The organism is Hungatella sp. L36, assembly GCF_014288035.1.
The window spans coordinates 285213-311048 of record NZ_JACOPC010000002.1; the positions used below are offsets into that span (position 1 = coordinate 285213).

Annotated in this window: 22 protein-coding genes; 19 read left to right on the top strand and 3 right to left on the bottom strand. The window is 40.5% G+C overall.

The window, feature by feature from the left end:
• The first annotated feature begins 565 nt into the window (after positions 1-565).
• The 12 genes from H8S80_RS06965 (at position 566) to H8S80_RS07020 (ending at position 8726) form a co-directional block, all read left to right on the top strand.
• Positions 566-1354, top strand: a complete 789-nt coding sequence (locus H8S80_RS06965; protein WP_006775231.1) for a hypothetical protein — start codon at positions 566-568, stop codon at positions 1352-1354.
• Between the two features lie 77 nt (positions 1355-1431).
• The gene (locus tag H8S80_RS06970) at positions 1432-1962 is read left to right on the top strand and encodes an RNA polymerase sigma factor (RefSeq protein ID WP_039892286.1); all 531 of its coding nucleotides are present in this window, start codon (positions 1432-1434) and stop codon (positions 1960-1962) included.
• A 2-nt stretch (positions 1963-1964) separates the two neighbouring features.
• Complete coding sequence (locus H8S80_RS06975) at positions 1965-2645, top strand: DUF4367 domain-containing protein (protein WP_055650794.1); 681 nt, start codon at positions 1965-1967, stop codon at positions 2643-2645.
• An 88-nt stretch (positions 2646-2733) separates the two neighbouring features.
• On the top strand, positions 2734-3438 hold the full coding sequence (locus tag H8S80_RS06980) for a DUF4367 domain-containing protein (protein ID WP_006775227.1): 705 nt from the start codon (positions 2734-2736) through the stop codon (positions 3436-3438).
• A gap of 259 nt (positions 3439-3697) precedes the next feature.
• Entirely contained in the window at positions 3698-4102 is a 405-nt protein-coding gene (locus H8S80_RS06985) for a hypothetical protein (RefSeq protein WP_006775226.1), read from the top strand.
• 89 nt (positions 4103-4191) lie between these two features.
• Positions 4192-4749: a hypothetical protein gene (locus H8S80_RS06990; protein ID WP_147348847.1), complete on the top strand. Its 558-nt coding sequence runs from the start codon at positions 4192-4194 to the stop codon at positions 4747-4749.
• Between the two features lie 42 nt (positions 4750-4791).
• The gene (locus H8S80_RS06995) at positions 4792-5649 is read left to right on the top strand and encodes a LysM peptidoglycan-binding domain-containing protein (protein ID WP_006775224.1); all 858 of its coding nucleotides are present in this window, start codon (positions 4792-4794) and stop codon (positions 5647-5649) included.
• Between the two features lie 82 nt (positions 5650-5731).
• Positions 5732-6427 carry a hypothetical protein gene (locus H8S80_RS07000; protein ID WP_006775223.1) on the top strand — a complete coding sequence of 232 codons (696 nt, stop codon included), beginning with the start codon at positions 5732-5734 and terminating at the stop codon, positions 6425-6427.
• A gap of 38 nt (positions 6428-6465) precedes the next feature.
• Positions 6466-6753 (top strand): hypothetical protein, encoded by a 288-nt coding sequence (locus H8S80_RS07005; protein WP_055650795.1) that lies wholly within the window; start codon positions 6466-6468, stop codon positions 6751-6753.
• A 70-nt stretch (positions 6754-6823) separates the two neighbouring features.
• A complete protein-coding gene (locus tag H8S80_RS07010) occupies positions 6824-7270 on the top strand; it encodes a hypothetical protein (RefSeq protein WP_006775221.1) in 447 nt (148 codons plus the stop codon).
• A 334-nt stretch (positions 7271-7604) separates the two neighbouring features.
• Complete coding sequence (locus tag H8S80_RS07015) at positions 7605-8240, top strand: hypothetical protein (RefSeq protein ID WP_118033132.1); 636 nt, start codon at positions 7605-7607, stop codon at positions 8238-8240.
• A 246-nt stretch (positions 8241-8486) separates the two neighbouring features.
• A complete protein-coding gene (locus H8S80_RS07020; protein WP_006775217.1) occupies positions 8487-8726 on the top strand; it encodes a GNAT family N-acetyltransferase in 240 nt (79 codons plus the stop codon).
• Positions 8727-8918: 192 nt separating this feature from the next.
• Here the strand turns inward: H8S80_RS07020 and H8S80_RS07025 are convergent, their stop codons facing one another.
• Both H8S80_RS07025 and H8S80_RS07030 read right to left on the bottom strand, forming a co-directional pair.
• The gene (locus H8S80_RS07025; protein WP_118033131.1) at positions 8919-10310 is read right to left on the bottom strand and encodes a response regulator transcription factor; all 1392 of its coding nucleotides are present in this window, start codon (positions 10308-10310) and stop codon (positions 8919-8921) included.
• Positions 10288-12018, bottom strand: a complete 1731-nt coding sequence (locus H8S80_RS07030; RefSeq protein WP_118033130.1) for a sensor histidine kinase — start codon at positions 12016-12018, stop codon at positions 10288-10290. Before H8S80_RS07030 ends, H8S80_RS07025 begins: the two co-directional genes overlap by 23 nt.
• Positions 12019-12277: 259 nt before the next feature.
• On the opposite strand from H8S80_RS07030, the gene H8S80_RS07035 reads away from it, so the two are divergent.
• From H8S80_RS07035 to H8S80_RS07050, 4 genes are all read left to right on the top strand, one after another.
• Positions 12278-13972 carry an extracellular solute-binding protein gene (locus tag H8S80_RS07035; protein ID WP_006775214.1) on the top strand — a complete coding sequence of 565 codons (1695 nt, stop codon included), beginning with the start codon at positions 12278-12280 and terminating at the stop codon, positions 13970-13972.
• Positions 13973-14147: 175 nt separating this feature from the next.
• Positions 14148-14939 (top strand): ABC transporter permease, encoded by a 792-nt coding sequence (locus tag H8S80_RS07040; RefSeq protein ID WP_502709020.1) that lies wholly within the window; start codon positions 14148-14150, stop codon positions 14937-14939.
• Between the two features lie 13 nt (positions 14940-14952).
• Positions 14953-15837, top strand: coding sequence for a carbohydrate ABC transporter permease (locus tag H8S80_RS07045; RefSeq protein ID WP_055650796.1), 885 nt, complete (start codon positions 14953-14955; stop codon positions 15835-15837).
• 50 nt (positions 15838-15887) lie between these two features.
• A complete protein-coding gene (locus tag H8S80_RS07050) occupies positions 15888-17918 on the top strand; it encodes a glycoside hydrolase family 127 protein (protein WP_055650797.1) in 2031 nt (676 codons plus the stop codon).
• Between the two features lie 231 nt (positions 17919-18149).
• On the opposite strand, the gene H8S80_RS35050 is transcribed toward H8S80_RS07050, so the two are convergent.
• Positions 18150-18413, bottom strand: a complete 264-nt coding sequence (locus H8S80_RS35050) for a helix-turn-helix domain-containing protein (RefSeq protein ID WP_412349648.1) — start codon at positions 18411-18413, stop codon at positions 18150-18152.
• Between H8S80_RS35050 and H8S80_RS07060 the strand changes: the two genes are divergently transcribed.
• The 3 genes from H8S80_RS07060 (at position 18398) to H8S80_RS07070 (ending at position 25796) form a co-directional block, all read left to right on the top strand.
• Complete coding sequence (locus H8S80_RS07060) at positions 18398-18832, top strand: glycoside hydrolase family protein (RefSeq protein ID WP_006776817.1); 435 nt, start codon at positions 18398-18400, stop codon at positions 18830-18832. The two genes, H8S80_RS35050 and H8S80_RS07060, sit on opposite strands and share 16 nt — an antisense overlap.
• A 32-nt stretch (positions 18833-18864) precedes the next feature.
• A complete protein-coding gene (locus tag H8S80_RS07065; protein WP_006776816.1) occupies positions 18865-20340 on the top strand; it encodes an MGH1-like glycoside hydrolase domain-containing protein in 1476 nt (491 codons plus the stop codon).
• A gap of 602 nt (positions 20341-20942) precedes the next feature.
• Positions 20943-25796: a CBM96 family carbohydrate-binding protein gene (locus H8S80_RS07070; RefSeq protein ID WP_055650798.1), complete on the top strand. Its 4854-nt coding sequence runs from the start codon at positions 20943-20945 to the stop codon at positions 25794-25796.
• Positions 25797-25836 lie beyond the last annotated feature (40 nt).

Sequence of the window (25836 nt, forward strand, 5' to 3'; positions counted from 1 at the left end):
TGAGATATGCTGTTTATAACAGAACAGTCAACTTATTTTTTTGATTCCTAATATGCTCAGCAGAAAGCATATCGCCAGTTACAAGGATCATCCAGACAGATGATGAGTGCCGAAATAAAAAACAAACTGAAACTAAAAATTTGTAGCATAAGCCTCACATTAGCCCATGGATATGTCTAAAGATATCTGTGGGCTGTTTTTATGAGGAGGGTGACAATATGGTTGCTGGGCATGAGTACAATATTTTCTATGGAGAAAACCTGTGATATATACATTCAGCTTGTAAAAAAATGTGTAAATCAAATTAAACTTGTAGTACAATGCGAAAAAAATGCGTTAATGTATTTATAGAGGCCCGTTTAAGTATATTATGGCCTCTATGATACATCGACATGAAAACGATTGCTGAAGGAAAAGCATTTATAACCGGAAGGGGACTGAAGAAAATATTGCTTGTATTTGATACGAAAGTTCTTACTGTGTCATTTCCACAGTAACGCGGTCCTGCTTTAAAACAGGCCCCACAGATGAAGAAAGAGAAAGTCAAATTCGATTAAGGAGCATTATGAAAAACAGAAAAATAAGTAAAACATATGTGATAGCAGCAGTGGCATTATCAGTAACACTTTTAATTGCAGGATGCGGGCCTGGTACTGAACAAGCACAGGCCGGATATGACTCAACCAAGGAAGAAATTCAAATTATGGATTCAGAAAATAAGAATGATGTGACAGATAATCAGGAGACATCATCTGGTGATACAGATGTTTATAATCATGTTCTGGCAGAATATAAGGATATGGTTCAGAATGATTTTTACACAGACCTTCTGGATCATGGGGACTTGGAAGCCTATGACAGTAGTTTTGGAGAGGACATTGGTGCTGAAATCCGTAACTACAAGCAGGATGTATACTATGCATTTTATGACATAGACGGAAATGGGATAGAGGAACTGATTATTGCGGGCGGTGAAGACAGCGCATCAGGTTCCGGCCTTCCCCTCAGGAATTATGACCTGTATACCTTTGATGGAAGCAATGTGGTTCATATTTTTCCGGAAATGGACTTTGGGTACAGAACGAATGTTTCACTTTATGCAAATGGAATTATAAAAGTGTGTTATAGCGGCAGCGCGGGAGAATCTGGAGTTGATTTTTACAGGATAGATGCCGATGGGGTAAGTCACAAATTGGTGGATTCCTTTGCCTCAGCAGGTTCCCAGGAGGGAGATACTGCCATGTTTACCTATTCTCAAAATGGAACTGAAATTACAGAGGAAGAATACAATACTAAAATTCAAAGCTACGAAACCGCACTTACAACAGCATTGGACTGGAGACAGATTCAGTAAGGAAGTGAAAACTGTGATATACCGATATAAGAATGATTGCCAGAGGCAAAGCATTGATAACCGGGAGGAGACTGAGGATGATATTGTTTGTATTTGATACGAAAGAGGAGTGTGATAAATTTACAATTCTGTACGAAAAATACAGGAAGATAGTCCTGTACACAATATCAATCTATGAAAAAGATAAATTTCAGGCAGAGGATTTATTGCAGGATATTTACATCATCATCGGTAAAAATCTGCAGAAAATAGATATGTCTGATGAGCAGAGAAGCAGGAATTATGTCATTACCATAGCCCGTAATTATTGCCGGAGTTACCTGCGCAGAAAAAGCAGAATCGAGGAAGATTCCTTTGAGGATATTGAAACTGTGGAGACCGAACAGAACGATATTCTGGAAGATATCATAAATAGGGAATACTTTGATTATCTGGTGGAGGAAATCAATAAACTGGAAGAACATTATAAAGAGGTTCTTGAATTAAAATATATAGTAGAGCTTAGTGATGATGAGATAGCCGATTTTCTGCATATAAAAAAGAAAACCGTTCAAATGAGATTATATCGGGCCAAGATATTGCTGCGCAATAAGAAGGGAGGTTCATAACCATGAAAAGTGAATGGAATGATACGTGGTTTGAAGTCCTGTTAAAAGCGGCTGTTATACAAAACAGCTTGAATGAAATAGAGCAGTATCCGCCTCAGGAGGAAATGCACAAGCTCCAGATATCGGATGCCTGTGATCATAAAATCCGGAAGATGATTAAGCGCTTCTGCCGCAGGCAAAGGTTCAGCAAAGCCCGGAGAATTATGAAAAAAACCGTTGCTATAATTTTCATGACTATAGGGATTAGTTTTATTGCTTTGCTTCAATTTAAGGAGGTAAGGGCCGCCTGTTATAATATTCTGGTGCAGATTACCAGTAAATACATTCAATTTGATTATAACGCTCCTGACGAAGAACTTGAGCCAATTAATATAGGATATGTTCCAGAGGGATTTTATAAAATAGAGGATTCTAATTACGCCGGTATGCATTCCATTAGATATGAAAATGAAAATGGAGAAAAAATTTCTCTGCATAACTATAAAAGCGGAGGTTCAAATTTGGATAACGAACATCATGCTATTACGGATGTTACGATAAATGGCTCGCCCGGACAGTATTTCTCAGCCACAGATGAAAAGTCCCAAAACATGCTAATATGGTACAATGATAAAGGCTTTTTTATTATAGCCACGTATCTTGATAAAGATGAGATATTAAAAATAGCCGAAAATATAAAATAAGTAACCTGTTGAGCAGAAATAAGTAAACCATCAAAATGAGATTATATTGGGACAAAATATTGCGGCACAATAAGGGAGGTTCGTAATCATGAAGAACGGATTGAATGATGAGTGGTTTGAAGTTCTGCTAAAAGCAGCTGTTATACAAAACAGCATGAATGAAATAGAACCTTATCCGCCTCAGGAGGAAATAGACAATCTCCAGATATCGGATGCCTGTGATTATAAAATCCGGAAGATGATTAAGCGTTTCTGGCGCAGGCAATGGTTTAGCAAAGTTCAGAGAATTACGAAAAAAATCGTCGCTGTGATCTTTATAACCGTAGGAGTCAGTTTCATTGCCCTGCTTCAATTCAATGAAGTAAGAGCAGCCTGTTATGATATTCTGGTGCGGTTTACCAGCCGATATATCGAAATTGACTATAACGCACCTGATGAAGAACTGGAACCGTTTAATATAGGGTATGTCCCGGAGGGGTTTTATAAAGTAGAGGAATCTAATTCTGCTAGTATGTACCACATTGCATATGAAAATGAAAACGGAGAAAGACTTTCTCTGGAAAACTATAAAAGCGTAAGTGTAAACGTAGATAATGAAAATCATATTATTACTGATATTACGATAAATGGTTCGCTGGGACAATATTTTTCAGCCACTGATGAACGGTTTGAGAATGTACTAATCTGGAACAATGATAAAGGCTTTTTTATTATAACCACGTATCTTGGTAAAGATGAGATATTAAAAGTTGCAGAAAGTATAAATTTTTTGGAAGAAAGGGATAAAAAATGAAAAGTTTTAGAAAAAAGGCGGACTGATTTTAGTTCTCATATTAACAATTGCAAAATCAGTATCGGTTTTTGCGGCACAGGGAACAAAAACTGTAGCAAATGGTGAAGCAAGGAAACTAACGCCAGAAGAAGCGGCGGCATTTCATTCAGAGTATGAAAATATAAATGTACCTATATATCCGGGAAAAGGATTCGTATACGATGACTGCCCGTCATTAGATGAAAATGGTAACAAAAGGTCTGAAGAGCAGATAAAGGATTTGATTTATGAAGTCACTAAGTTAAATATTACTTCCCAGCTTGGAATCCTTTATTTGGAAGATAAAGCGAAATGGATTATGGATCAGGATATGGTTTGGGCGGAAAAGACTACATTACCCGAAATAAAAAAGACGGAATTGCCTTATTCTCAAAATTGGAATGGGATTCGTGATTTTCTGTTCCCCAATACATATTATGTGGAAGGAGGTTTTAGTACGTCAGCAGATGGTAGTCATTGCGTGAAAATTTATACGGCAGATGGAATGTATGCAGCAACCATTGATGCGGTTCAGAACGATGGAAAATTTGTAACAGATATCTCTGTCGGAGGTAATGACTATTATGCAGTGATTTTTAATAAGATAGATGGTGCGGCTTTATATGCAACTTATACAGTAAAATAGTTTTTAATCAAGGGGATATCTGCCAGATGAACAAGATATTATATGGCAGATATACGTTATAGTTATAGACAGAAGGAAGGAGTATGTTTATGAAGAATATTCAAATGAATACATTATTATTATTTATAACCCTAATCTCTTTGGCAGGCTGTGCCAATAAGAAAAACATCGGAGAGAGTTCGTCAACAGTATTAGAAACAGTGGAAACAAGCAGTCAGTATGCGATTGAAAACACAACAGAAGAGGAAAGCCAGACGGATGAATTATTGCAGGGCATGGAACGTACAGAGACCGCAGATACCGAAATAACAGATCCTGCTTTATCCGAAGACGCTAAGGAGATTCAGGATATTGTTGAAACATTTTCAGCGGCCTATTTTAGCGGGGATGTGGAGGAGATTAAAAAATATCTTACAGATCCGTATGACTGGGATATAGAAGTATATTCTAATCCCGAAAAATCAGCGGATATTTCAGTCATAGCGATTAATGGTATTTCTGATATTGGAAATAAAAATGTGGATGATATTTGTGTGATTGCAATGCAGTATAAACAATCTGCCTCTGACGATACAGTGCAATCGCTTACAATAGAGCTGATTAAGAAATCGGAGGGGTGGAAAATACAGTTTTATGGTATCGAATGATGTAAAATCTTTGTCTCAAAGGCAGGATAGGAGAAAAAGTCTATGAAACACCATATTAAAATCCAACTATTAATGTGTTCCCTTTTTATTGCGCTTCTGTCAGCAGTTCCTTTTTCATCTTACGCAGAAAGCAGCGGACTGAACGAACAGGAATTTGCCAGGGTCTGTGAGGATAACCACGCTGTGCAGACACGCTCCCTACATCCGCCTCTGAAAAACCCGGCTGCGGATACATTTAATTATGAGTTCCATTACAGGGAAATTCTGCTGTCGCCTGACGGGAAAGGATTCATAGATAATACCCATGATATGAGCAGGTATCGGAACCTTGCAGGCGGACAGATCCTCATGGATATGGCAGACGGTTACGAGATATCTTATGAATATCATATTAAGGATTTCACTTCGGACGACGCGGATGTGACTGTCATAGAGGGAGGGAAAATTACGCCGTATTACAGGGCAGTACCGTTAAGTACGGCATCCGGTTCTGGAAAACAATGCACTTACATCAGCAATGAACCGGAAGAACCTCCAATTATACCGGATTTCCCAAAGGATTATGATTGGAAAAGCCATGGCGGAACAACCCTGGAGGTGTACCCACTTGTCACGGTCCGCTCCTTAAAGGATGGAAGCACATATACCTATACGTCAAGGGTGAGCTATGTCACCAATTTGTATAAAAGTAAGCCGGATTGCTATTTTCTTACTCCGACAGACCTTGAGGCATATACCATCAGGAAAGGCGACAGCCTGCAAAAAATTGCCGGGCACTATTATGCAGACAGTGATGACTGGATTTATATTCTGGAAAGAAATCAGGACAGGATCAAAAATGCGGATATGATATGTCCGGGTACTCTTATTGTTATTCCTAATGCAGAAGCAAAGAAATAAAAAGTGGGATGGGAGAAGAACGCTGCGCCGGCCAGTAGCGGAGTAATCATGGCTCTGGGCAGGCAGAGGCTGGGAGCGTATAATGGATAAAAGAACAAAAGTGAAGCTGAGGATCGTTCTGATTGTTATTTTACTGGTAGGAATTATCGTAACCCCGGTGGTTTGTATTATCACCCATTGGGTAGAGAAAAATATAGTTACAGATATAGAGGATTATGAGACATATTTTGGCGCACAGGGAATTCACCGAACCAGTAATACTTCCAAGCTGAAGAAAACAAGTGAGTCATATCTGGTAATTAACAACATATTTCCGGAAAAATTGCCGGAATCGGCAGAAGTAGAAGATTTTTATTATGAGTATTATAATCCCTGGGACCCATGCTATCTCAGTTATCTGGTGTATCGCTGCGATGTAAATGACTATAAAGCAGAGACAGAGCGGTTGAAACAGATTCCGCGGCCAACGGATTATTTGATTTATGGCGCAACGGATTTTCCCTACCCGCTTCTAGCTGTGAATGCCAGCTATTACGGATATATCTATGCACTGGCAGATGAAGCGCAGCAGGAAATCGTCTATGTAGAATTGACCTTTTGTAATCATTTTACAGATATTGATTATGAAAAAGTGATTCCTCAAAAGTATCTGCCATTGGGATTTGATGCGAAGGAGGGAAATCCTACATGGGAAGAGAACAGGCCGAAGATTGACGTCACAAGCGGAGAGGCGGAAAAAGAGGATTCATTTAATGATACAGGTATAGAAAGAAATTGATAGGGACGATAAAAATGCTGCTTTACAAGGAGGAGGCCATGAGAAAAAACATGAAAAAATTTATTTGTATGTTCAGTTTAGTGACTATATTTTTAACATTATCTTTTACGTCTTATGCAAATAATATGCTGGATGATTCATACGAAAAGCAAATTATAAGTGTTTATTCTTTTGATGGAAGTACCATACCTATGGATATTTATTATTCTGAGTACAATGAAAAACTTGAGGGAGAATATGCTGGAAATTTAACATTAAAGAAGGGGGAAATGAAAGAAGGTTTTTATCTACATATTGTATATGAAGGAACACTTACCAGAAAATAAAATACAGTAAGAAATACCGTTTTGTATACGATTGTTGGTAAACGGTAAATGCGATGTGAGGAGAGTCTGTATGAAGAAAATTATTACAATAGTTAGCTTATTTATAGTATGCAGCTTAGGAGTGGGGTGCTCACAATATGCAAAGGTTGAAACAGAACCAGCTTCCATAATGGTCCCTTTGTCAGAGAGCACCGAACCGTCAAAGGAAGAACCATCAGCTGAGTCCGGAAAAGTTACAACCGGCAGCTCCGAACCTCAGGCTGAAGACCAAGCCGGCAGTACCAGGACGGAGAAAAAAGAGATTATAAATAACCTGAAAAAGCAGGCAGAGGACGAGGCGGAACAGGATAGGCATTTTATTTTGGAAGCGCTTGGAGATGAGGGAGCGGATGGGCGCTGGAGCGAGGCGTGCGGTTTTATCCAGGACCAATATCCAGACTACTTTTCCAGCGATGAACTGCTTCAAAAGAGTATCAAGTATGGTCATTACCTCGCTTCCATTTACCGCCTGCAGTAAGGAGGATTATCCCAGAGATTCTCTTTTCCTGGAAGACCCGGGCAGTCCGTTTCAGGCACAGGATTATGATGCAATTTATCTATACCAGTTTGGCAGGATACCAGAGGAGGCGGTTAAAGAAAATTCCATTATAACAGGGGGGCGGATCAGTATAACAGCTCTTGTAAAAGATGGCATTGTAATAAGCGTGTTTACTAATATTCCGGTTGCCGGGTAGGGAGGAAGAGAAGAGTGTATACAAAAAATAAGACCGCAGGTTTATTATTGACGGCTATGGCAGCAGCCATTTTACTATCTGGCTGTACATCGGAAAAGCCTGTGGAAACCTCGCAGAATGCCCCCCCCGGCAGAGAGCAGGGCGCAGCCAGAGGAACTAAAGCTTACAGATAAGAACTTAAAATTAGTGGCACCCTATACGTTTGTTATTGACGGTGAGGATATAGATGATTTCTGGGACAGCTATTTACCGGAGGTAACCAAACAAAATGAATGGTTTCATGCTACTGACGCCAGATACAGGGAACAGGGGAGTGTCAATATCATTGATGTGGGTCCGGATGATACGATTATCAGTTCCAGGCAGATATTGGCACCATCTAAGAGCGGAAGCCTGTCCGTAATTGACGACGAAGCTGCTAAAGAGTTTATTATAGAAGCAGAAGATGAACACGGCACCGTGTATCTGTTTAACTATTATAACGGCTTTACCGCATTTAAAGAAGGAAAGGATGGTGATTGGGAATGTCGGATAAAAGACAGCGGTTCTTATGAGAAACTGATAGCGGCCGCAAGAGAATATATTGTAAAGCATAATGATAAAATGCGGATGGATTACGATTTCAGGAGCAGATACTATTTCTGTAAAAATGGAATGCTTGCTCATGAGGGCTCCAGTGGCGCTGGTAATTCCAGTTACTCTTACTTTACTTATAAAGAATCGAAACGCAATTTGGTGGAAGCAGTCATATAGGATAGGATGAAGGATGCGGACCAGCCTTGATTTTATTCCACAGAATATGAATATGATGCGGAAGATGCGAAACCCATAAGCGAAGGGAGGGCGATGGAAAACAGGGACAAGTATGTCTATGAGCATCCAGTATTTATTCCGTTTGCAGAGGATAATTAGCGTAATAAATAAGAAAATTTAACAGGCTGAACTCAAAAGTGGTTTGAAAACAAAAATGTATGGTCCAAGCCAGAAGCAGCACGGTATATGCAATGGCGAGTGACAGACAGTGAAGCAGCGGACAGGGAACGTATTCGCAATACCATTAAATATCAGAAAAATCACGATACGTATTTTGTATATGAAAAAAGGACGGGCCAGGCTATTGGATTTGCCGGAGTAGAGCAGATTACGCCGGATATTTATCAGGAGGCAAGTATTGCCCTTGGCCCAGAATATACAGGCCAAGGTTATGGAAAATTTTTACTCAACACGGGCTGGGAATAGTGCATTTAAAGCCCTTGCGATCTCCTGCGTATTTTCTTACCAGTATTCAGAACAGAAAATTGACTTGCGAAACGGGAATAAGTATGAGTTGGAAATCCATAGCAAAAAACTGTAAAGGAGGGAGCATAATTGCTGGAAATAAATAAGATTTCAATTGCCCAGTCCTTTAATGGAAGTGATGCGCTGTTATAATTAATCTTCCGTGTGCAATTTTCTGTAATCACTGGGACTGTAACCGGTTATTTTCTTAAACAGTCTGCTGAAATATTTTTCATCATTATATCCAACGCAAAATGAAATCTTTTGTATTGGCTCGTCAGTGGAAAGAAGATAATCTTTTGCCTTATTAATCCGAAGCTGAATACAGTAATCACTGAAGGAGATGCCTATGATATCATGAAAACAGCGGCTGAAATATCCATAGCTCATATGTGCTTTCCGGGCAATTTCACTTGTGACAATGTTGGCCGAAAAATGAGAATCTATATACTGCTTTACTGCAAGAATATGATTGGTTATATCCTGAGAATATTTCGATGATGCACTGATCATATTTGTCTTCTCATAAACGGATATCAGCCAGGCTTCTACCTCTTCCCAGCAATAGAATGTTGTGGGAAGTTCAAGTGATTGTCCGGTCATCTGGGAGTAAGAGGCATTCCAGACATTTTCCAATGACAGCAGAAGGTGATATAATTTTGAGAAAGTCAGCTTGCTGTTTTTTAAATCGAATTTAATCTTATCAAAAAGTTCATTTCTATATACCCAATTCAAAGAAATCCATTTATTTTTTAAACTTTCCAAGGAAGCTTCGTCCGTGATATAGGTACTTTCCTGGAGTTCAAAAGCACGTTTGTGATTAATCAAAAGCAACGGTTGATAGTCGTAGAAAAATTGTTCCTTTTTATAGTTCCTCAAAAGAGCGCCTAACTGTGAGTAAGTCAGGTCGCTTACATCTGAGATACACAGCAGTGTGGTATTTGGAAAGCACTCTGGAAACAGGAACGTGCTGCGTTCATCGGTGAATACCCATCCCCCGGAAATGATTTCAAAAATATCTGAGCGGCCAGAAAGCCCATTCATATCCCAGAACTGGTAGATGTGTTCATCGCTTTCGGTCTCCATTGTAATAAGTACATAAATAAAAGGATAAAGAATTTTGCTTTCTTTCCATTTAGGATTAAGTACTTGTTTTTGTGATAGCTTTTTTGAAATGCTGGAATTGATACGGTTCAGTATTTGATCAAAATTTTCCTGGTCAAACTGGGTTTTGGCGATATAATCAATTGCTCCCATACGCAGCGCATTTTGTATATATTCAAATTCAGTGTGAATGGTGAGTACCACATAGTTTAGATTCGGATATAAGGACTTTGCCTGTTCTATGAAAGTCATCCCATCCATGATAGGCATATCTAAATCAACCAACACTAAGTCCACATCGTGATCTGCCAGAAATTCCAGGGCATTTTTCCCATTTGAAGCTTCTCCTATAATTTCCATGTTATGCGCATTCCAAGGCATCAGTGTCTGTATACCTTTGCGCGTCAGTGCATCGTCGTCAATAATTAATATTTTCAGCATGATATCCGCCTCCCTTTAATTTTGGAAAATTCAGTGTAATCTCGGTTCCGTTCCCTAAACTGCTTGTAATGGAAAAATTATAATTGCCGCCATAAAAATCGTTCAAACTCTGAACCACATACTGAAGCCCAATTCCAAACTGCATGTTGTCGGAAAGATGAGATTCCGGTATGGGAGTCAACTGCTGTAATTTTAACAGAGTGTTTTCCTGGATACCGGCACCGGTATCCCTGATTATAATTTCAATAGAATCATTAACATGTACAGTGAGATAGATATCCATGTTTTCCTGATAGCCGTGGCTGAGGGAATTCTCGATTAATGGCTGCAGGATAAATTTAGGGCATGGATAGTTCAATGTGGTATTTTCTGGATAAAAGCTGATATCAAATTGAAATGCATACCGGACTTTTTGCAAAGTAACATATTCTTTTAATGCCATGAGCTCCCTTTCCAGATTTGTGGAATAACTTTGTTTGTCCAAATTATAGCTAAGCAGATGAGAGAGGGACTGGGTAATACGGTCAATCTCTGTTTCATGTTTCATCAGCGCCATCCAGTGAAGTGTGTTCAGCGTATTCATTAAGAAATGAGGGTTAATCTGTGCGCGCAGTTTTTCCAGCTGCATCCGTGAATGAAGCTTTTCCTGATTAACAAATTGTGGGATCATTTGCTGGATCTGCTGCTGAAGGACCAATATTTTCTGGAGTAAATGATCGTATTCCGGGATAGAAGAATGAATCTCTTCCAGGGAATCGTCATCGGAAAGCAGCCGATTCAGCTGATTATCAAATAATTGCAGAGGATGATAAACACTCTTCCAAAAGTATATGGCAAGAAAACTGACAATAATGGAAATGATGAGCGTACAAATTCCAAAATCACGCAGTACCATTCTGTAATCATGAGCGTATATATCATTGGGTATTACAATATAGACAGACCATCCTTGGGGACCTGTTTTGCAAAAAGAGTGAAAGTCATGACGGGCATTTAAACTCAGGCTTTTCATGATATCTGGTACATTCCATGACTTGGGAAGCGTGTTATATATAACCGATTTTTTTTCGTCTGTAAATATAAAATAGGAAGATTTTTGTTCGGCAGAGTGAAATGGTTTATCAAGAGAATAGTATCCTGATTCAATGGATAAAAGAAATCTATGCCCATTCTCATCTTCAAACTGTCGTTTTAAGCAGACGACGGGGGAACCGACGAAGTTGCTCTGGCTTTTACCAGGTCCATAAAAGGTGTAATCGGAATTTTGATACAGAACTGGCGAGTCACTGCTTTTTATGTTAGGGAGCGTATTATAAATAATTTCATTTTCATCGATATCATAAAGATAAATTAATGCAATATCGGTATTTGACATTGTAAGAGATGATACTGTATTTAACATTTCATAATAGCAGTCTTTTTTTTCTAAGAGGTCTTCGGTACTCAGGTAAGATTCGATATTTTTCAGAAGCTCTTTGCTGTCCAGAAGCTGCTGAGAGGTAAGTGTGAGATTCCACAGAATATTTTCTAAAGTATCGCTGGCTTCTGATAAAATAGTATTGTAGTCAAAATCCAATTGTTTTTGAGTAAACTGCGTAATAAAACGTGTAATGACAAAGATATAGGCACACACCATGAGCGTTAGAATGCAAAAGAATAAAATAAAGATTCTTTTTTTTAGTGACAAATTTTTCTGACAAGTTTTCATTTCAATACTATTCTCCAATTGATTTATCGTTAATTTAATAATTTTCTAGTATCATTATAGGGAGAGAAAAATCGAAAGTCAATTAACGCGGGGGGATTATTTTACTGAGTAGGTGGACTTTGATGCTTTGAAATCACTAATATAATCATCATAATCCACTTATGCATGATTGAAAGGAGTTCAAAGATAAGAGGAGTAATTATATAATGAACTTATCGAATCGAAAGGCATTAATTCGAAAAAATAAGGAGGAGCGTACATGAAAATTAAAAGTTACATCAGTATTGTAATGGCATGTATGGCAGTAACCACAGGGATAATGGGATGCGGTACAAAAGATGAGTCAGCGTTAAAGAATGTGGTAAAAGAAAATATTCCGATTGATGAGAACGGAAATCCAAGTCCATTTGGAAAATATAAGGAACCGATTACGGTCGAAATCGTTCAGTCCATTAATCCGACCATGACAATTCCGGAAGGACAGTCTACGACAGACAATCAGTATACCAGATATATAAAGGATAATATTAATATTGATATCAAGGTAAAATGGCAGGCATCCACAGCGGATTATTCACAGAAGCTGAATCTGGCAATTGCCTCCAATGACCTTCCGGATATCATGGTGGTTGGAGAAAATGAATTTAAAAAATTGATTAAGTCAGACCAGATAGAAGATTTAACGCCTTATTATGACCAGTTTATTTCCGATACCATCCGGCAGAATATCGAGTCCACTGATGGAAAGTCGATGGCAGCTGCTACGGTGGATGGAAAGATGTATGGACTTCCAAGTGTGAATACAGAGGCAGACGGATATAGTCTGATGTGGATTCGGAAGGACTGGCTGGATAAACTGGGTTTGGAAGTTCCTAAGACCGTAGATGAGTTGGAGACTGTTGCAAAGGCTTTTGTTGATAACAAGATGGGAGGCGACAGAACTGTAGGAATTCTTGGACCAACGGTAAATAATCGGCTTTATGGAGATTTCCTCCAGGCTTCCAATAACCTCTGTACCCTTGATGGCATTTTTCAGGCATATCAGTCTTATCCCGGATTTTGGATAAAGGGAGAAGATGGTAAAGCGGTTTATGGTTCCACAACAGCTGAAACTAAAGAAGCTTTGGGCAAACTGCAGGAAATGTACAAGAACGGCGCATTGGATCAGGAATTAGGAGTCAGAAAAGATGCGGATGAAGCATGGAAGAGCGGACAGGCCGGAATCTTTTTTTATCCATGGTGGCTCGGATATAATCTGGCAGAAGCAATCGCAAATGATCCAGATGCAACATGGGTAGCTTATGCGGCGCCGGAAGCCAAAGACGGACAGTGGTATCCTAAGTTGGGAAGTCCAACGAATCAGTATGTGGTGGTACGCAAAGGCTATGAGCATCCGGAAGCAGCATTCCTATTGAATAATTTTTTGCGTAGAGATGAAGCGAAGATGGATGTAAAATCACTGGATGCTTCATATTATCCGGGCAGGATCGTTATTACCCCGATGGACGAGAATTCTTTTACCATGCAGGTGTTACGAAAATATTTAAAGGGGGAAGAAATCCCTGAATATGACAATATTGCATATAAGCTTCTGGACAATGATATTGCAACCGTAAAAGATGTAAAACAGGTGCCATATGATGATTTTGATGTCCATACATGGAATATGAGTGATGTGAACTCTGGAAGAATATATTCTCTTCTGGTTGGTTCAGGAGCTGTTGCCGATGCGGAAGAAGCAGGTGTTGTCAATAAAGTATACAGCTTGATTTACACACAGACACCCACAATGGAGAAGAAGTGGACAAATTTAAAGAAAAAAGAAGATGAAATATTTATGAAAATTATTATTGGAGAAGAGCCTGTTGATTCTTTCGATACTTTCGTAAAAGAATGGAAAGCAGAGGGAGGAGATGAAATAACAGCTGAAGTGCAGGAAGCCGCGAATCAGTAATCGGGGAACCGCCGCAGAATATGCGGCGGTTCTTATAAAAAGATAGGAGAGATAAAAGGTGAAGAGAAAACAAACTGCTTTTTTCAAGGGTAAGACAGGAATTTACTGGCTCATGGTATGTCCGGCATTAATCTGGATGTTTTTCATTAACATCGTTCCTATGTTTGGTATCATTATGGCATTTCAGGATTTCAATCCGGGCAAAGGGATTCTTCGATCGGAATTTGTAGGTCTGGAAAACTTCCGTTATATGTTTGAAATGAAAGATGTGTTGCAGATTTTTGTTAATACTATTGTAATCGCGGTATTTAAACTGATTTTGAATGTAGCTGTTCCAGTCGCATTTGCCCTTCTATTAAATGAGATAAAAAACGTGTATTTTAAGAGAACGGTACAGACCATTGTATATCTTCCCCATTTCATTTCCTGGGTGGTTATGGGCGGTATTCTTTTGGACGTATTTGGCTTGTATGGCCCTGTTAACAGCATTATATCGTCCATGGGGTTGGAGAAGATTGCATTTTTCCGGAGGGCGGATTTATTTCGGGGGCTGGCAGTGGGGACCGATGTTTGGAAAGAATTCGGATTTAATGCAGTCGTTTACCTGGCTGCATTGACAGGTATTAGTCCGAGTCTATATGAAGCGGCTGCAATTGATGGTGCGGGCCGTTGGAAGAGAATGTTGCATATTACGCTTCCGGGATTGAAAACAGTTATTGTGCTGATGACGATTCTGGCACTTGGAAATATTTTAAATGCAGGATTCGATCAGATTTATAATCTGTATAATCAGGCAGTGTATTCCACAGGCGATATTATCGATACATGGGTTTATCGGGTAGGACTCAATGATATGCAGTTTTCTTTGGCAACAGCAGTCGGATTATTAAAGTCAGTAGCCGGTTTCTTACTCATATCATCATCCTATTACATAGCGAATAAAAAAGCCAATTACACCATTTTTTAAAGGAGAATATGATATGGTAGAAAAAAAGACATTAGGTAAAAGTGCGGTAAATGCATTATTTGCAGTAATTCTGACAGCGTTGGCGCTCAGCTGTCTTTTACCACTGATTTATAATCTGGCAGTATCATTCAGTTCGAAAGCTGCTGCTGAAGCCGGACGGGTGGCTTTCTGGCCTGTGGATTTCACCGCAAATGCCTACCGCGATATTATGAAAGAAAAGAATTTTTTCTTGTCTTTTCTTGTGGCTTTAAAAAGAGTGGTGCTTTCTCTTATCACTACTTTACCTATATTGACAATGGCAGCCTATCCTCTGGCAAAAAGCAAAAAAGAATTTCCTCCCAGAAACTCAATACTATGGGTATTTGTTTTCTGCATGATGTTTTCTGGAGGAACGATCCCGTGGTATATGGTCATGAAGAGCTACGGATTAATTAATAATGTATTTGGTCTGGCAATATGCGGAGGAATTCCAGTATTCAACCTTATACTGATGGTGAACTTTTTTCAAGGCATTCCAACAGAGCTGGAGGAGGCGGCTATGGTGGATGGTGCAGGCTCCTGGTATATTCTGCTTCGCATTGTGGTTCCGCTGTCGAAGCCAGTTCTTGCGACAATTGCTTTGTTTACTATTGTGGCGCAATGGAATGAGTTTTTTCAGGGACTCGTACTCTCCACAAGCGCAACCCACTATCCTCTCCAAACCTATATTAAGCAGCTTGTATTCCAACTGGATGCATCGCAGATGACTGCGGAACAGCTGAAACAGATGACGATGATGTCTAATACAACATTAAATGCAGCAAAGATATTTATTTCCATGGTACCTGTTCTGTGTATTTATCCTTTTTTACAAAAATATTTTGTTACGGGTATTACTTTGGGAGGCGTAAAAGAATAAATCTATGTCAGGCAGAATAGGTGCCATCAGAAAGAGAGGAATGGGGAAATATGAATAAAATAGAATATAGCAGTCCGATACCATTAAACAGGATTCGTATTACGGATTCCTTCTGGAAAAGCGAGATGGAACTGGTACGTAAGGAAATGATTCCGTTCCAGTGGAAAGCTTTGAACGACCAGCTTGAAGAAGCCCCGCCCAGTTTTTGCATGCACAATTTTAAAGTGGCTGGTAAACGTAGTGAAGAAAGAAAACGTCAGGGAAAAGCTTTTAAGGAACCCGCATATACGGATCGTGGATTTGAGATACTACCGGAAGACAGGAAGGAACTGAAAGAGGAGTTTTATGGATATGTTTTCCAGGACAGCGATTTCTATAAATGGATTGAGGCTGTAGGGTATTCACTGGCTCAGGAACCGGATCCGGAGTTGGAAAAAGTCGCGGATCAAGGCATTGATATTGTATGCAATGCTCAACAGGATGACGGTTATCTGGATACATATTATATTATTAATGGGATTAATAAGGCTTTTACGAATCTACGGGATTATCATGAATTATATTGCCTAGGGCATCTGGCGGAAGGTGCGGTTGCGTACTTTGAGGCAACAGGAAAAGATAAGCTGTTAAAGGCGGCAGAACGCTATGCGGATTGTATATTGCAGAATTTTGGATCGGAAGAAGGAAAGCGAAAAGGATATCCTGGACATGAGATAGCAGAAATGGCTCTGGTGCGTCTTTATGAGGCAACGGGAAAAGAAAAATATTTGAAGCTTGGTAGTTTTTTTATAAATGAACGGGGAACAAGGCCCTATTATTTTGATTTGGAACATCCTGAATCTATAAAGGCAGGTCATGAGGAGGATATCCGGTATGCTTATCAACAGGCACATATGCCGGTAAGACAGCAGACAGAGGCTGTAGGGCATGCAGTGCGGGCAGTATATCTTTATTCCGGAATGGCAGATACGGCCAGATGTATGGAAGATAGAACACTTTATGAGGCCTGCGAGCGTTTATGGAGTGATATTGTTAACAGAAAAATGTATATTACCGGTGGAATTGGAGGCACAAATATAGGAGAGGCTTTTTCTTTTCCTTATGACTTACCAAATGATACTGCCTATGCGGAAACATGCGCATCGGTCGGCCTTGTATTTTTTGCAAGAAGAATGCTTCAAATAAGACCGGATGCCCAGTATGCGGACGTGATGGAACGTGTGCTCTATAATGGAGTATTAAGTGGGATGGCATTAGACGGAAAAAGCTTTTTCTACGTAAATCCCCTAGAGGTGGTTCCTGAAGCATGTCATAGGGATGAACGAAAATCTCATGTAAAACCAGTGCGCCAGAAATGGTTTGGCTGCGCCTGTTGTCCGCCTAACGTGGCAAGGCTGCTAAGTTCTGTAGGTTCTTATGCCTATACGGAAAAAGAGGATACCATATTTATACATCTTTATATAGGAGCTATCCTTAAAAAGCAGATAAACGGAAAGGAGATGGAAGTTAAGATTCAGTCAGAGTTTCCGTGGAATGGTAAAGTGAATGTATATGTAAAAGGCGTTCGGGAAGTATGTACCATTGCTTTCCACATTCCGGAATGGGGAGAGGCATATCAATTAAGTAAAATTAACGGTGCAACGATAAAGGTGAAGGAGAGATACCTTTATGTGACAAAGAAATGGGAAGAGGAGGAAGAAATTCATTTGCAGTTTCCTATGGAGGTCCGGTTGATCGAAGCAAATCCGTTTGTCAGAGAGAACATTGGTAAGAACGCGGTTATGAGAGGACCGCTGGTGTATTGTCTGGAAGAAGTGGATAATGGAAGTAGTCTGCATCTGTTAAGTATAGTGAAGGACGCGGAAGTCAAAACAATGTACAGGGATATTGCAGGGGTTACTATGGTTTGCGTAGAATTAAGCGGACGAAAGCAGGTTGCAAAGCTGAAAGAAAATACACCGCTGTATTATGATGCGGACGATAAAAGAGGAGAACAAATACAATTGCAATATATTCCTTATTATGCCTGGGCGAATCGTGGTGAAAATGAGATGCAAGTCTGGACACGGAGAGAGACATAGAAGATTATGGTGCTGGATTGGCTCCGTAGCAGGTAATTGTGCTGTTTGATTTCATATTTAGGGAATGGATATGGCTCACGATATGCTTGCCAAGTTGGGAGCCATGGCCGATACGGAATTTGCCAGGAAACGATTTGCTATCAATGCCGGGTGCGGTAGTCGATGGGCTGCGCACCCAGCATTTTTCTACTTGCACTTTTACTGTCTGATATGCAGGATACGGACTTAGCTTCAGCTATCATAATTTAGTCTGTTTGGGAAAGAATTCCGGTATTCCGAGGGAGTCATCCCGGTTTCCTTTTTATAGACTTTCATGAAATTGTGGCTGTCGCTAAAGCCTAACTTTTGAGCAATCTCCTTTACGTCAAGGGTAGTTTCAGACAAATAGTAACTGGCCTCCGACATCTTTTTATCCATGATATATTGGTGCAGCGAGATATCGGAAAATCCCCGAATCGGAGGAGAAAAAACTTTGGAAGATGTGGTATTCCGCAGGGGAACAGTATGAACCCAATGCCATCGGTTATGCGGAGAGTTCGGACGGTATCAGCTGGAAAAAATATGCCGAAAATCCCATATTCCAAGCAGATCCAAAGATTGAGTGGGAAAAGCACAAAGCTGCTGGGTGCCAGGTATTTCAAAAGGACGGATATTTCTATATGTTTTATATCGGTTATCATGATGAGGACTATGCCCAGATCGGAATGGCACGTTCAAAGGATGGTATTCGAAACTGGGAACGATCGGAATTAAATCCGATTATCGCTCCCGATGAAGGCTTTGACAAAAGTGCGTGCTATAAGCCATTTACTATATTTTGGGATGGAAAATGGATGCTTTGGTATAATGGCCGAAACGGTGCGCCGGAGCAGATTGGACTGGCATTTCATGAGGGGCGGGATTTTGAGTTTTAATAAATAGAAACAGAAAGGAAATTCAGGAAGATATGATTCTTGATAGGAGACTGGAAGAATATATACAAAAGTTTAATAACGAAGATGAGGAGGTCTATAAGCAAGAGATTGATAATGAGCATGCGCTGGGCTGGCTAAAGGACAACGTGCCGCTGTTTGAATGTCCCGATCCCGTAATTGAGGAAATCTATTATTTTAGATGGTGGACTTATCGGAAGCATATTAAGAAAATTCCGGAAGGTTATCTGATTACGGAATTCTTGCCAGAGGTTCCGTGGTCGGGGAAATATAATTCAATAAACTGCGCCGCAGGGTTTCACATCAGGGAAGGAAGATGGCTGAGAAATGGACAGCAGATCATGGAGGATACAATACGCTTCTGGCTGCAAGGGAGCGGGGACATCCGCTCTTACAGCACCTGGATAGCAGATGCATTATGGGATTACTGCTGTGTTTTGGATGATTACAGCCTTGGGACAGAACTTTTGGACAGCCTGACAGATAATTTTGAGGGCTGGATAAAGGAACATGGGACGGAAACTGGTTTATTCTGGTCCATCGATGATCGGGATGCCATGGAATTCTCTATCAGTGGATCGGGATTTCGCCCCACACTGAACTCGTATCTGTATGCAGATGCCAGGGCGATTTCCCAATTTGCGGAAAAAGCCGGGAGAAAGAGTCTGGCGGAAGAATATGCAGAGAGAGCAGAGAATATAAAGAAGCAGATGCAAAAGACCTTATGGAGTGGAGACTTCTTTCAGGTGATTCCGGCAGAGATTGATCCGAAGCCAGGGCGATTTTTAAACTGTAAGACTCTGGATTTTGAAAAAATCCCAATGGAACATAACGTGAGGGAACTAATCGGATACATTCCCTGGTACTTTAATCTGCCGGATCCGGGATATGAAAAGGCATTTGCTTATCTTATGGATGAGAAGCATTTTCTGGGAAAATACGGATTCTGTACAGCAGATCAGGCACATCCCAGATACAAATATGAAGTTCCTCACGAATGTCTGTGGAATGGTCCGGTATGGCCTTTTGCAACGTCCCAGGCACTGGTGGCAATGGCAAATCTCCTGCGAAATTACCATCAGGAGATTGTGACAGAGAAAGATTATCATAGAGCGCTTAAAATCTATGCTGAAAGCCAGCACCGCATCACGGAATCTGGGAAGAAAATTCCATGGATCGATGAGGATTCTGATCCGGAAACCGGAGAATGGATATCCAGGGAAATTCTGAAAAAGGACGGGTGGAAAGCGGAAAAAGGAGGGTATGAACGTGGAAAGGACTACAATCATTCTATGTACTGTGATTTGATCATAACAGGACTTCTGGGGCTTGATCCGCAGCAAATATCTTTGGCCGTTAAACCGATGATTCCGCCGGAGTGGGATTATGTTCTCTTAGAAGGGGTGCGAGTTGGGAAGAAGGAATATACGGTTCTGTATGACAGGGACGGAACCAGATATGGAAAAGGAAAAGGATTAATGATTTATTGATAATGTAGAAATAAAATTTCATCTCAAAACTTCTATATAGGGAGAACCTTGAGTTGGATAGTTAATTCATATATAAGAAATATAATGAATGGAGGAAACATCATGAAAAATTTTATATGGAATGGGCAGCTTGTTTGTTAGAAGGAATAGAAGATAATTGTTCATCAGAAATAAAGTGTGCGTGTCTGAAGCGTTGTGTCGGTTTACATTATAGAGTAAATAACATGGATCAGCAGCTTGGTGGACGAAAATAAGGACTCAGGCTCTTTCTTGAGGGACGGATTATCTTATATTTATGAAATTATTTTATATGAGTAATTATTATTACGTCAGTGTAGCATTAAACTGTATAAGGTATAAGATGTGTCTATGACATAGAAAATCAAAGACGCAAAGAAAAATACATGAGTACAATGGACTTAAATCCTTCATCATATGGCATATTTTTGCTATATGATGAGGGATTTGTTGCTTTTATCAAAATCATCCAAAATATTTATATGCCATACCTGAGAATATTTATATATTTTACATAATGTAAATGTTACAATTTCCGGGGAGTAAGTAAAACTACTAACAATTTAAGAGCAAGGGGGAAAATTATGTCTTTAAAAAGAAGTATCAAAACTGTGGCAGTATCAGGACTATGCCTGACAATGATGACAATTCCAGCCTCAGGAATGCCTTTGGCCTCCGATAATGGGCGGCCTGTATCATGGGTTGACAATTCCAGAGATACCTATGAGCGGCAGACACTGATGGTGGACGGAAAACCGTTTTTTTTCAATGGAGTCCAAATCAGAATTGACAAGGTTAAGGATTTTTATCATTATTCCGATGAGCAGATACAGAATCTGTTTCAGATTGCCAGGGATGATGGTTTCACAGTGGCTAATGCACAGCTGCGGTGGATGGACATTCAGCCGGATCAATTTTACGATGCATCAGAGACAACCTATATACGAAACGGAGAGTATGCGGATCAGAATTTTTCAGACGAAAAATCAATGCTGTCAGGTTATTCGGATACTCCAGATGAACAGTCTCTTACATATCTCAAATTTGATTTTGCAGAATTGGCTGGGGCTGACTGGGCGGGATCGAAACTGCGTGTATGGGTCAATTCGGCAGAAGAGGCCAATAGTCTGAGGCTTTATGGAATTGAGGATGACTCTTGGGACAGCAGTACGATGACATGGAATTCCGGAGCGCCTAATCACAATGGCTATGAGATTACGGGAGAAGGCGTCATCGATCTTGGCTTAACTCCCTCCTATGATCCGGTAAATAAAGCACAGTATTATGATTTTGATGTGACGGATTTCATCAATGAATACTGTGATGAGGATAAGAAAGCCAGTTTTATTCTTAGGACGGATAAAGATACAAAAAATATGGTTGGAATCGACGGTAAAGAGGGTGAAAAGGCGGCTCCGCAGCTGGTTATATCAAGAGACGATGTGTATAACTGGGATTATCTCGATAAAGTAATCGGCTGGGCTGAGGAGGCTGGAATTAAACTGGAGCTTCTGTGGTTTTCAACGGATACAGTTAATTCCACGATTGATAACCGTGTTCCATATTATGTATTCCAGGGATACCAGAAATCGTTAAAGACGGACGGAACACCGTTTTTCGAGAAAAAGACAGATCCGGTTTATGGAACCTATTGGTTTTTGATGTGCAAGAATGATCCTGAGCTTCGGGCAAAGGAAAAAGAAGCCATGAAAGCCATGTTTGACCATATCGCAGAGTATAACAGAGAAAATGGAAACTTAAATACGGTAGTTGGCTGCCAGGTGGCCAATGAACCAGCCGTTGGAAGGCTGCATCAAACTAAATACGGAGAGCACTGTTACTGTGATACCTGTATGAAGAAAAAAGGAACCATGTCAGATCAGGAATTCCGTGATTTGACTATGTGGGAGTACACCAATAATCTGGCAGCAGGTGTAAAGGAATCCGATTATTCGGTATGGACGAGGGTGAATAACTATACTGGAACCGATGCAGTCGGTGTTACGTATAATGAAAAAATGAGAAAACAGGGTGGAACAAACGTAGATTTTATCGGGCCTGACCCATATGGGGCAGATACCCAGCTCTGCTATGATTTCGGACATAAAAATACCTGGCTCGGGCCATATGACCAGGGAGATAACCTGACTATGATTATGGAAAACAGCGGTTCTAAGTCCGGCACACCAAACTGGATATTGGCGGCGCTGGCCGGCGGCAGTTTTTATAATGTATATGATTTATGCAGCCCAGACGGAAACGGCTTATATGATAATAAAAATGGGATACCGGTTCCACACGGTGAGTATGTAGAGGATATGCGAAATATCAATCATATGCTTAATAAAATATCCTTTGATCTGGCTACGAAAGTGGCGGATGGAGATGGCGGAAAAAAATTAGTATTTCTCAATCAGTTGGGGAAGAGCACAAGCGCTGAAAAAAAGGTAAGAAATATTGAAGTGAGCTATGTTTCTCCCGAAAAGGGTGTTGGAATCGTGGTAGATCATGGTGAAAAGGAAATTATTCTGGAAAGTACCCGGGATGCGAAGTATACACTGAAAGGACTTGCCGGCTATGGCGTGAGCAGCCTTGAGGAAGGGTATTATGATGAGGAAGGAAACTGGGTAAAGGGAACAGATGAAAAGGCAGAATTCACGATATCCGGAAACGATGTGATCATTGAAATCCCTGCATACTCCTGTATCCGGTTAGTAACAGGCAGTGCCATGGCTCCTGGAGATACATTCTTTGAGGTGGAATCCCTGCCATATAATCTGTCTCCGGACTCAAAACTGGACGGATTCTGGTGGGAAGATAAAGGTGTCAGCGGTAAATGGATGAAGGTTATCCCGAAAGGAATTGGGGACTGGGTTGAATTTGATCTGGATATGCCGGCATCGGATTATGAATATGAAGTGATCGCAGGATACAGATCCGCTAATAATAGAGGCCAGATTCAGCTTGCTGTCAATGGAGAAGAGTGCGGAGATCCTGTCGATATGTATGCCTCTGGAAGTGAATTTACAGAAAAATCTTTCGGAAGCGTAAAGTTTGATTCAGATGGAACAAAGAAAATGCGATTTACGGTAACCGGAAAGAACAGTAAAAGTTCTGGTTATGTAATCGGACTTGACTATATAAGACTGGTTCCGCAGGTACCAGCCGCAGAGCGGACGGCTGTGGTGAATGGAGAGCTCCCGGAACTCCCGAAGACACTGGAGGTGATGGAACAGGGGAAAATAGTAGAAAAGAATGTTGAATGGGATTTGGATCCGGAAGATTTTAAAGAAAATTATTCCGTTGTTACAGTAAATGGAAAAGTAGAAGATTCTGATGTAGTTGCACAGGCAAAGGTAGAGGTAGTTCCGAAGAATCTGGTATATTTTATTGACTGTAATTCAGAAGATTCCGAAAGCTATAAAGCCGTAGAGAAACTGGGGCTGGATCTGCTAAATGATAGGGCAGACCAAAGCTGGAAAAACAGCGATGATAAATGGGGAATTACAGATACATATGACGGAAAAAAGTCAGATGGCGATGGTGATAAATTCCATGATGGCTATTATGGAAAAAACAAAGCAGGAAAAGAGAACGGATACGCTTATAAGCTGACTTTGGAAGCAGGAGAGTATGATATTACTGTTCAGTCCCATGAATGGTGGAACGATTCCCGCAGTTCTAATTTTGAAGCTGTATACGAGGACAAAGACGGTAAGAAGGTCTCAGTGATGATTGCAGAAAACGTGAAGGTGGGTGCAGGAAACAGCATAGATGCGCTGCGGACGGGCCGCCTAACGGTAGACCACGAGACAGAGGTTACTTTAAATATCTATGCAAACAGTGAAAAAGGAGCAGTTATTACATTTCTTGGAGTTGCTTACGCCAATGTGGCGGATAAGACAGATTTAAAGCTGTTGTTGGAAAAAGCTAAGGAGGAAGTACAGAAAACCGGTAGTTATACGGCTGAAAGCATAGAAATACTGAAAAAGGCAATTGACGAAGCCAAAAAGATTATGGATGAGGATCAGACGGACCAGGAGTCGATAGACCTTCGGAAAGCGGAACTGCAAAAAGCGTTGGATGCATTAACGGTACAGGACGCAGAGTATTATACAGATACCATCAAAGTAACAAAAGAACCGGATAAAATGGAGTATGTAACAGGTGAAAAATTCGATCCGGCCGGCATGGAGGTTACTGTATATGAGACTGCAAGTAAGAGCAATGCGGATAGAAAGCGGATACTTTCTCCCGAGGATTATGAAGTGACGCCGAATCGGTTTGATACTGCCGGAGTAAATGAAGTTACGGTAACTTATTCAGGAAAGAATGCGGAAGGTGTAAATGAAGACTTTACTGATTCCTTTTCTGTACGTGTCATAGAATCTGAGGAAGAATTTTATACAACCGGAATCAAAGTTACGAAAAAACCGACCAAAACAGAATATGAAATTGGTGAAGACTTTAATCCGGAAGGTATGGAAGTAGTCGCTTATGAAACAGCGAGTTCCAGCAATGCGATACGCAGAGAAATAGAGCTTTCTCCAGAGGACTATGACATTAGCCAGGAAGAGTTTGATACAGCTGGAACAAAAATGATTACCGTTACCTATCATGCGGAAAATAAAGATGGAGAAGGAGAGGCTTTCAGTGCATCTTTCAGTGTAAAGGTTACAGAGGCTTGGGAAGACTATTATACAACCAGAATCAAGGTGGAAAAGAAGCCTGAAAAGATTGTTTATAAGACTGGTGAGAACTTTGAGCCGGAAGGAATGAAGGTAGTGGCCTATGAGAGAAGGGCAAGCTCCAGTAATGCGGAACGCAGGGAGAGAGTGCTTTCGGAAGACGAGTATGAACTGGACATTCCACCCTTTGATACACAGGGGGCCAAGTCGGTAAAGGTATTGTATTGCAGCGTGGATCAGAAGGGTGAGGAGAAAACTTTCCGTGACAGCTTCACGGTCAGGGTTCTGGGAAACCAGACAGATGATGATAACAGCGACGACGATGATGAGACCACATACAAACATGAGACCACATACAAACCGGATGACAATGTGACAGGAACCTGGCAGGGTGGAAAGAATGAACCATGGAGGTTTAAGAAGAGCAACGGTACCTATGCAACGAATGAATGGGCTAAAATAAACGGAAAATGGTATCATTTTGATACGGAAAGCAATATGCAGACCGGATGGCTGTCTGATCAGAATAAATGGTATTTCCTGGGACCAGATGGTTCCATGTGTGCCGATATCTGGTCAATGGTGAATGGAAAATGGTATTATTTCAATGCAGATGGATCCATGAAGTGTAATGAATGGTTTTTCTACAAGGAGACCTGGTATTATCTGGGCAGTGATGGAGAAATGCTGGTAAGCAACATTACACCAGATGGGTATCAGGTTGATGCAGAGGGCCGGTGGATTGGTTAAAGGGAATACAGAATAGATAATTATTAGAAAAAACAAGCGG

Coding starts and splice junctions, on each gene's coding strand:
- H8S80_RS06965 (WP_006775231.1), top strand. CDS start 566: ATGAAAAACAGAAAAATAAGTAAAACATATGTGATAGCAGCAGTGGCA.
- H8S80_RS06970 (WP_039892286.1), top strand. CDS start 1,432: ATGATATTGTTTGTATTTGATACGAAAGAGGAGTGTGATAAATTTACA.
- H8S80_RS06975 (WP_055650794.1), top strand. CDS start 1,965: ATGAAAAGTGAATGGAATGATACGTGGTTTGAAGTCCTGTTAAAAGCG.
- H8S80_RS06980 (WP_006775227.1), top strand. CDS start 2,734: ATGAAGAACGGATTGAATGATGAGTGGTTTGAAGTTCTGCTAAAAGCA.
- H8S80_RS06990 (WP_147348847.1), top strand. CDS start 4,192: ATGAAGAATATTCAAATGAATACATTATTATTATTTATAACCCTAATC.
- H8S80_RS06995 (WP_006775224.1), top strand. CDS start 4,792: ATGAAACACCATATTAAAATCCAACTATTAATGTGTTCCCTTTTTATT.
- H8S80_RS07000 (WP_006775223.1), top strand. CDS start 5,732: ATGGATAAAAGAACAAAAGTGAAGCTGAGGATCGTTCTGATTGTTATT.
- H8S80_RS07005 (WP_055650795.1), top strand. CDS start 6,466: ATGAGAAAAAACATGAAAAAATTTATTTGTATGTTCAGTTTAGTGACT.
- H8S80_RS07010 (WP_006775221.1), top strand. CDS start 6,824: ATGAAGAAAATTATTACAATAGTTAGCTTATTTATAGTATGCAGCTTA.
- H8S80_RS07015 (WP_118033132.1), top strand. CDS start 7,605: ATGCCCCCCCCGGCAGAGAGCAGGGCGCAGCCAGAGGAACTAAAGCTT.
- H8S80_RS07020 (WP_006775217.1), top strand. CDS start 8,487: ATGCAATGGCGAGTGACAGACAGTGAAGCAGCGGACAGGGAACGTATT.
- H8S80_RS07025 (WP_118033131.1), bottom strand. CDS start 10,310: ATGCTGAAAATATTAATTATTGACGACGATGCACTGACGCGCAAAGGT.
- H8S80_RS07030 (WP_118033130.1), bottom strand. CDS start 12,018: ATGAAAACTTGTCAGAAAAATTTGTCACTAAAAAAAAGAATCTTTATT.
- H8S80_RS07035 (WP_006775214.1), top strand. CDS start 12,278: ATGAAAATTAAAAGTTACATCAGTATTGTAATGGCATGTATGGCAGTA.
- H8S80_RS07040 (WP_502709020.1), top strand. CDS start 14,148: ATGGCATTTCAGGATTTCAATCCGGGCAAAGGGATTCTTCGATCGGAA.
- H8S80_RS07045 (WP_055650796.1), top strand. CDS start 14,953: ATGGTAGAAAAAAAGACATTAGGTAAAAGTGCGGTAAATGCATTATTT.
- H8S80_RS07050 (WP_055650797.1), top strand. CDS start 15,888: ATGAATAAAATAGAATATAGCAGTCCGATACCATTAAACAGGATTCGT.
- H8S80_RS07060 (WP_006776817.1), top strand. CDS start 18,398: ATGTGGTATTCCGCAGGGGAACAGTATGAACCCAATGCCATCGGTTAT.
- H8S80_RS07065 (WP_006776816.1), top strand. CDS start 18,865: ATGATTCTTGATAGGAGACTGGAAGAATATATACAAAAGTTTAATAAC.
- H8S80_RS07070 (WP_055650798.1), top strand. CDS start 20,943: ATGTCTTTAAAAAGAAGTATCAAAACTGTGGCAGTATCAGGACTATGC.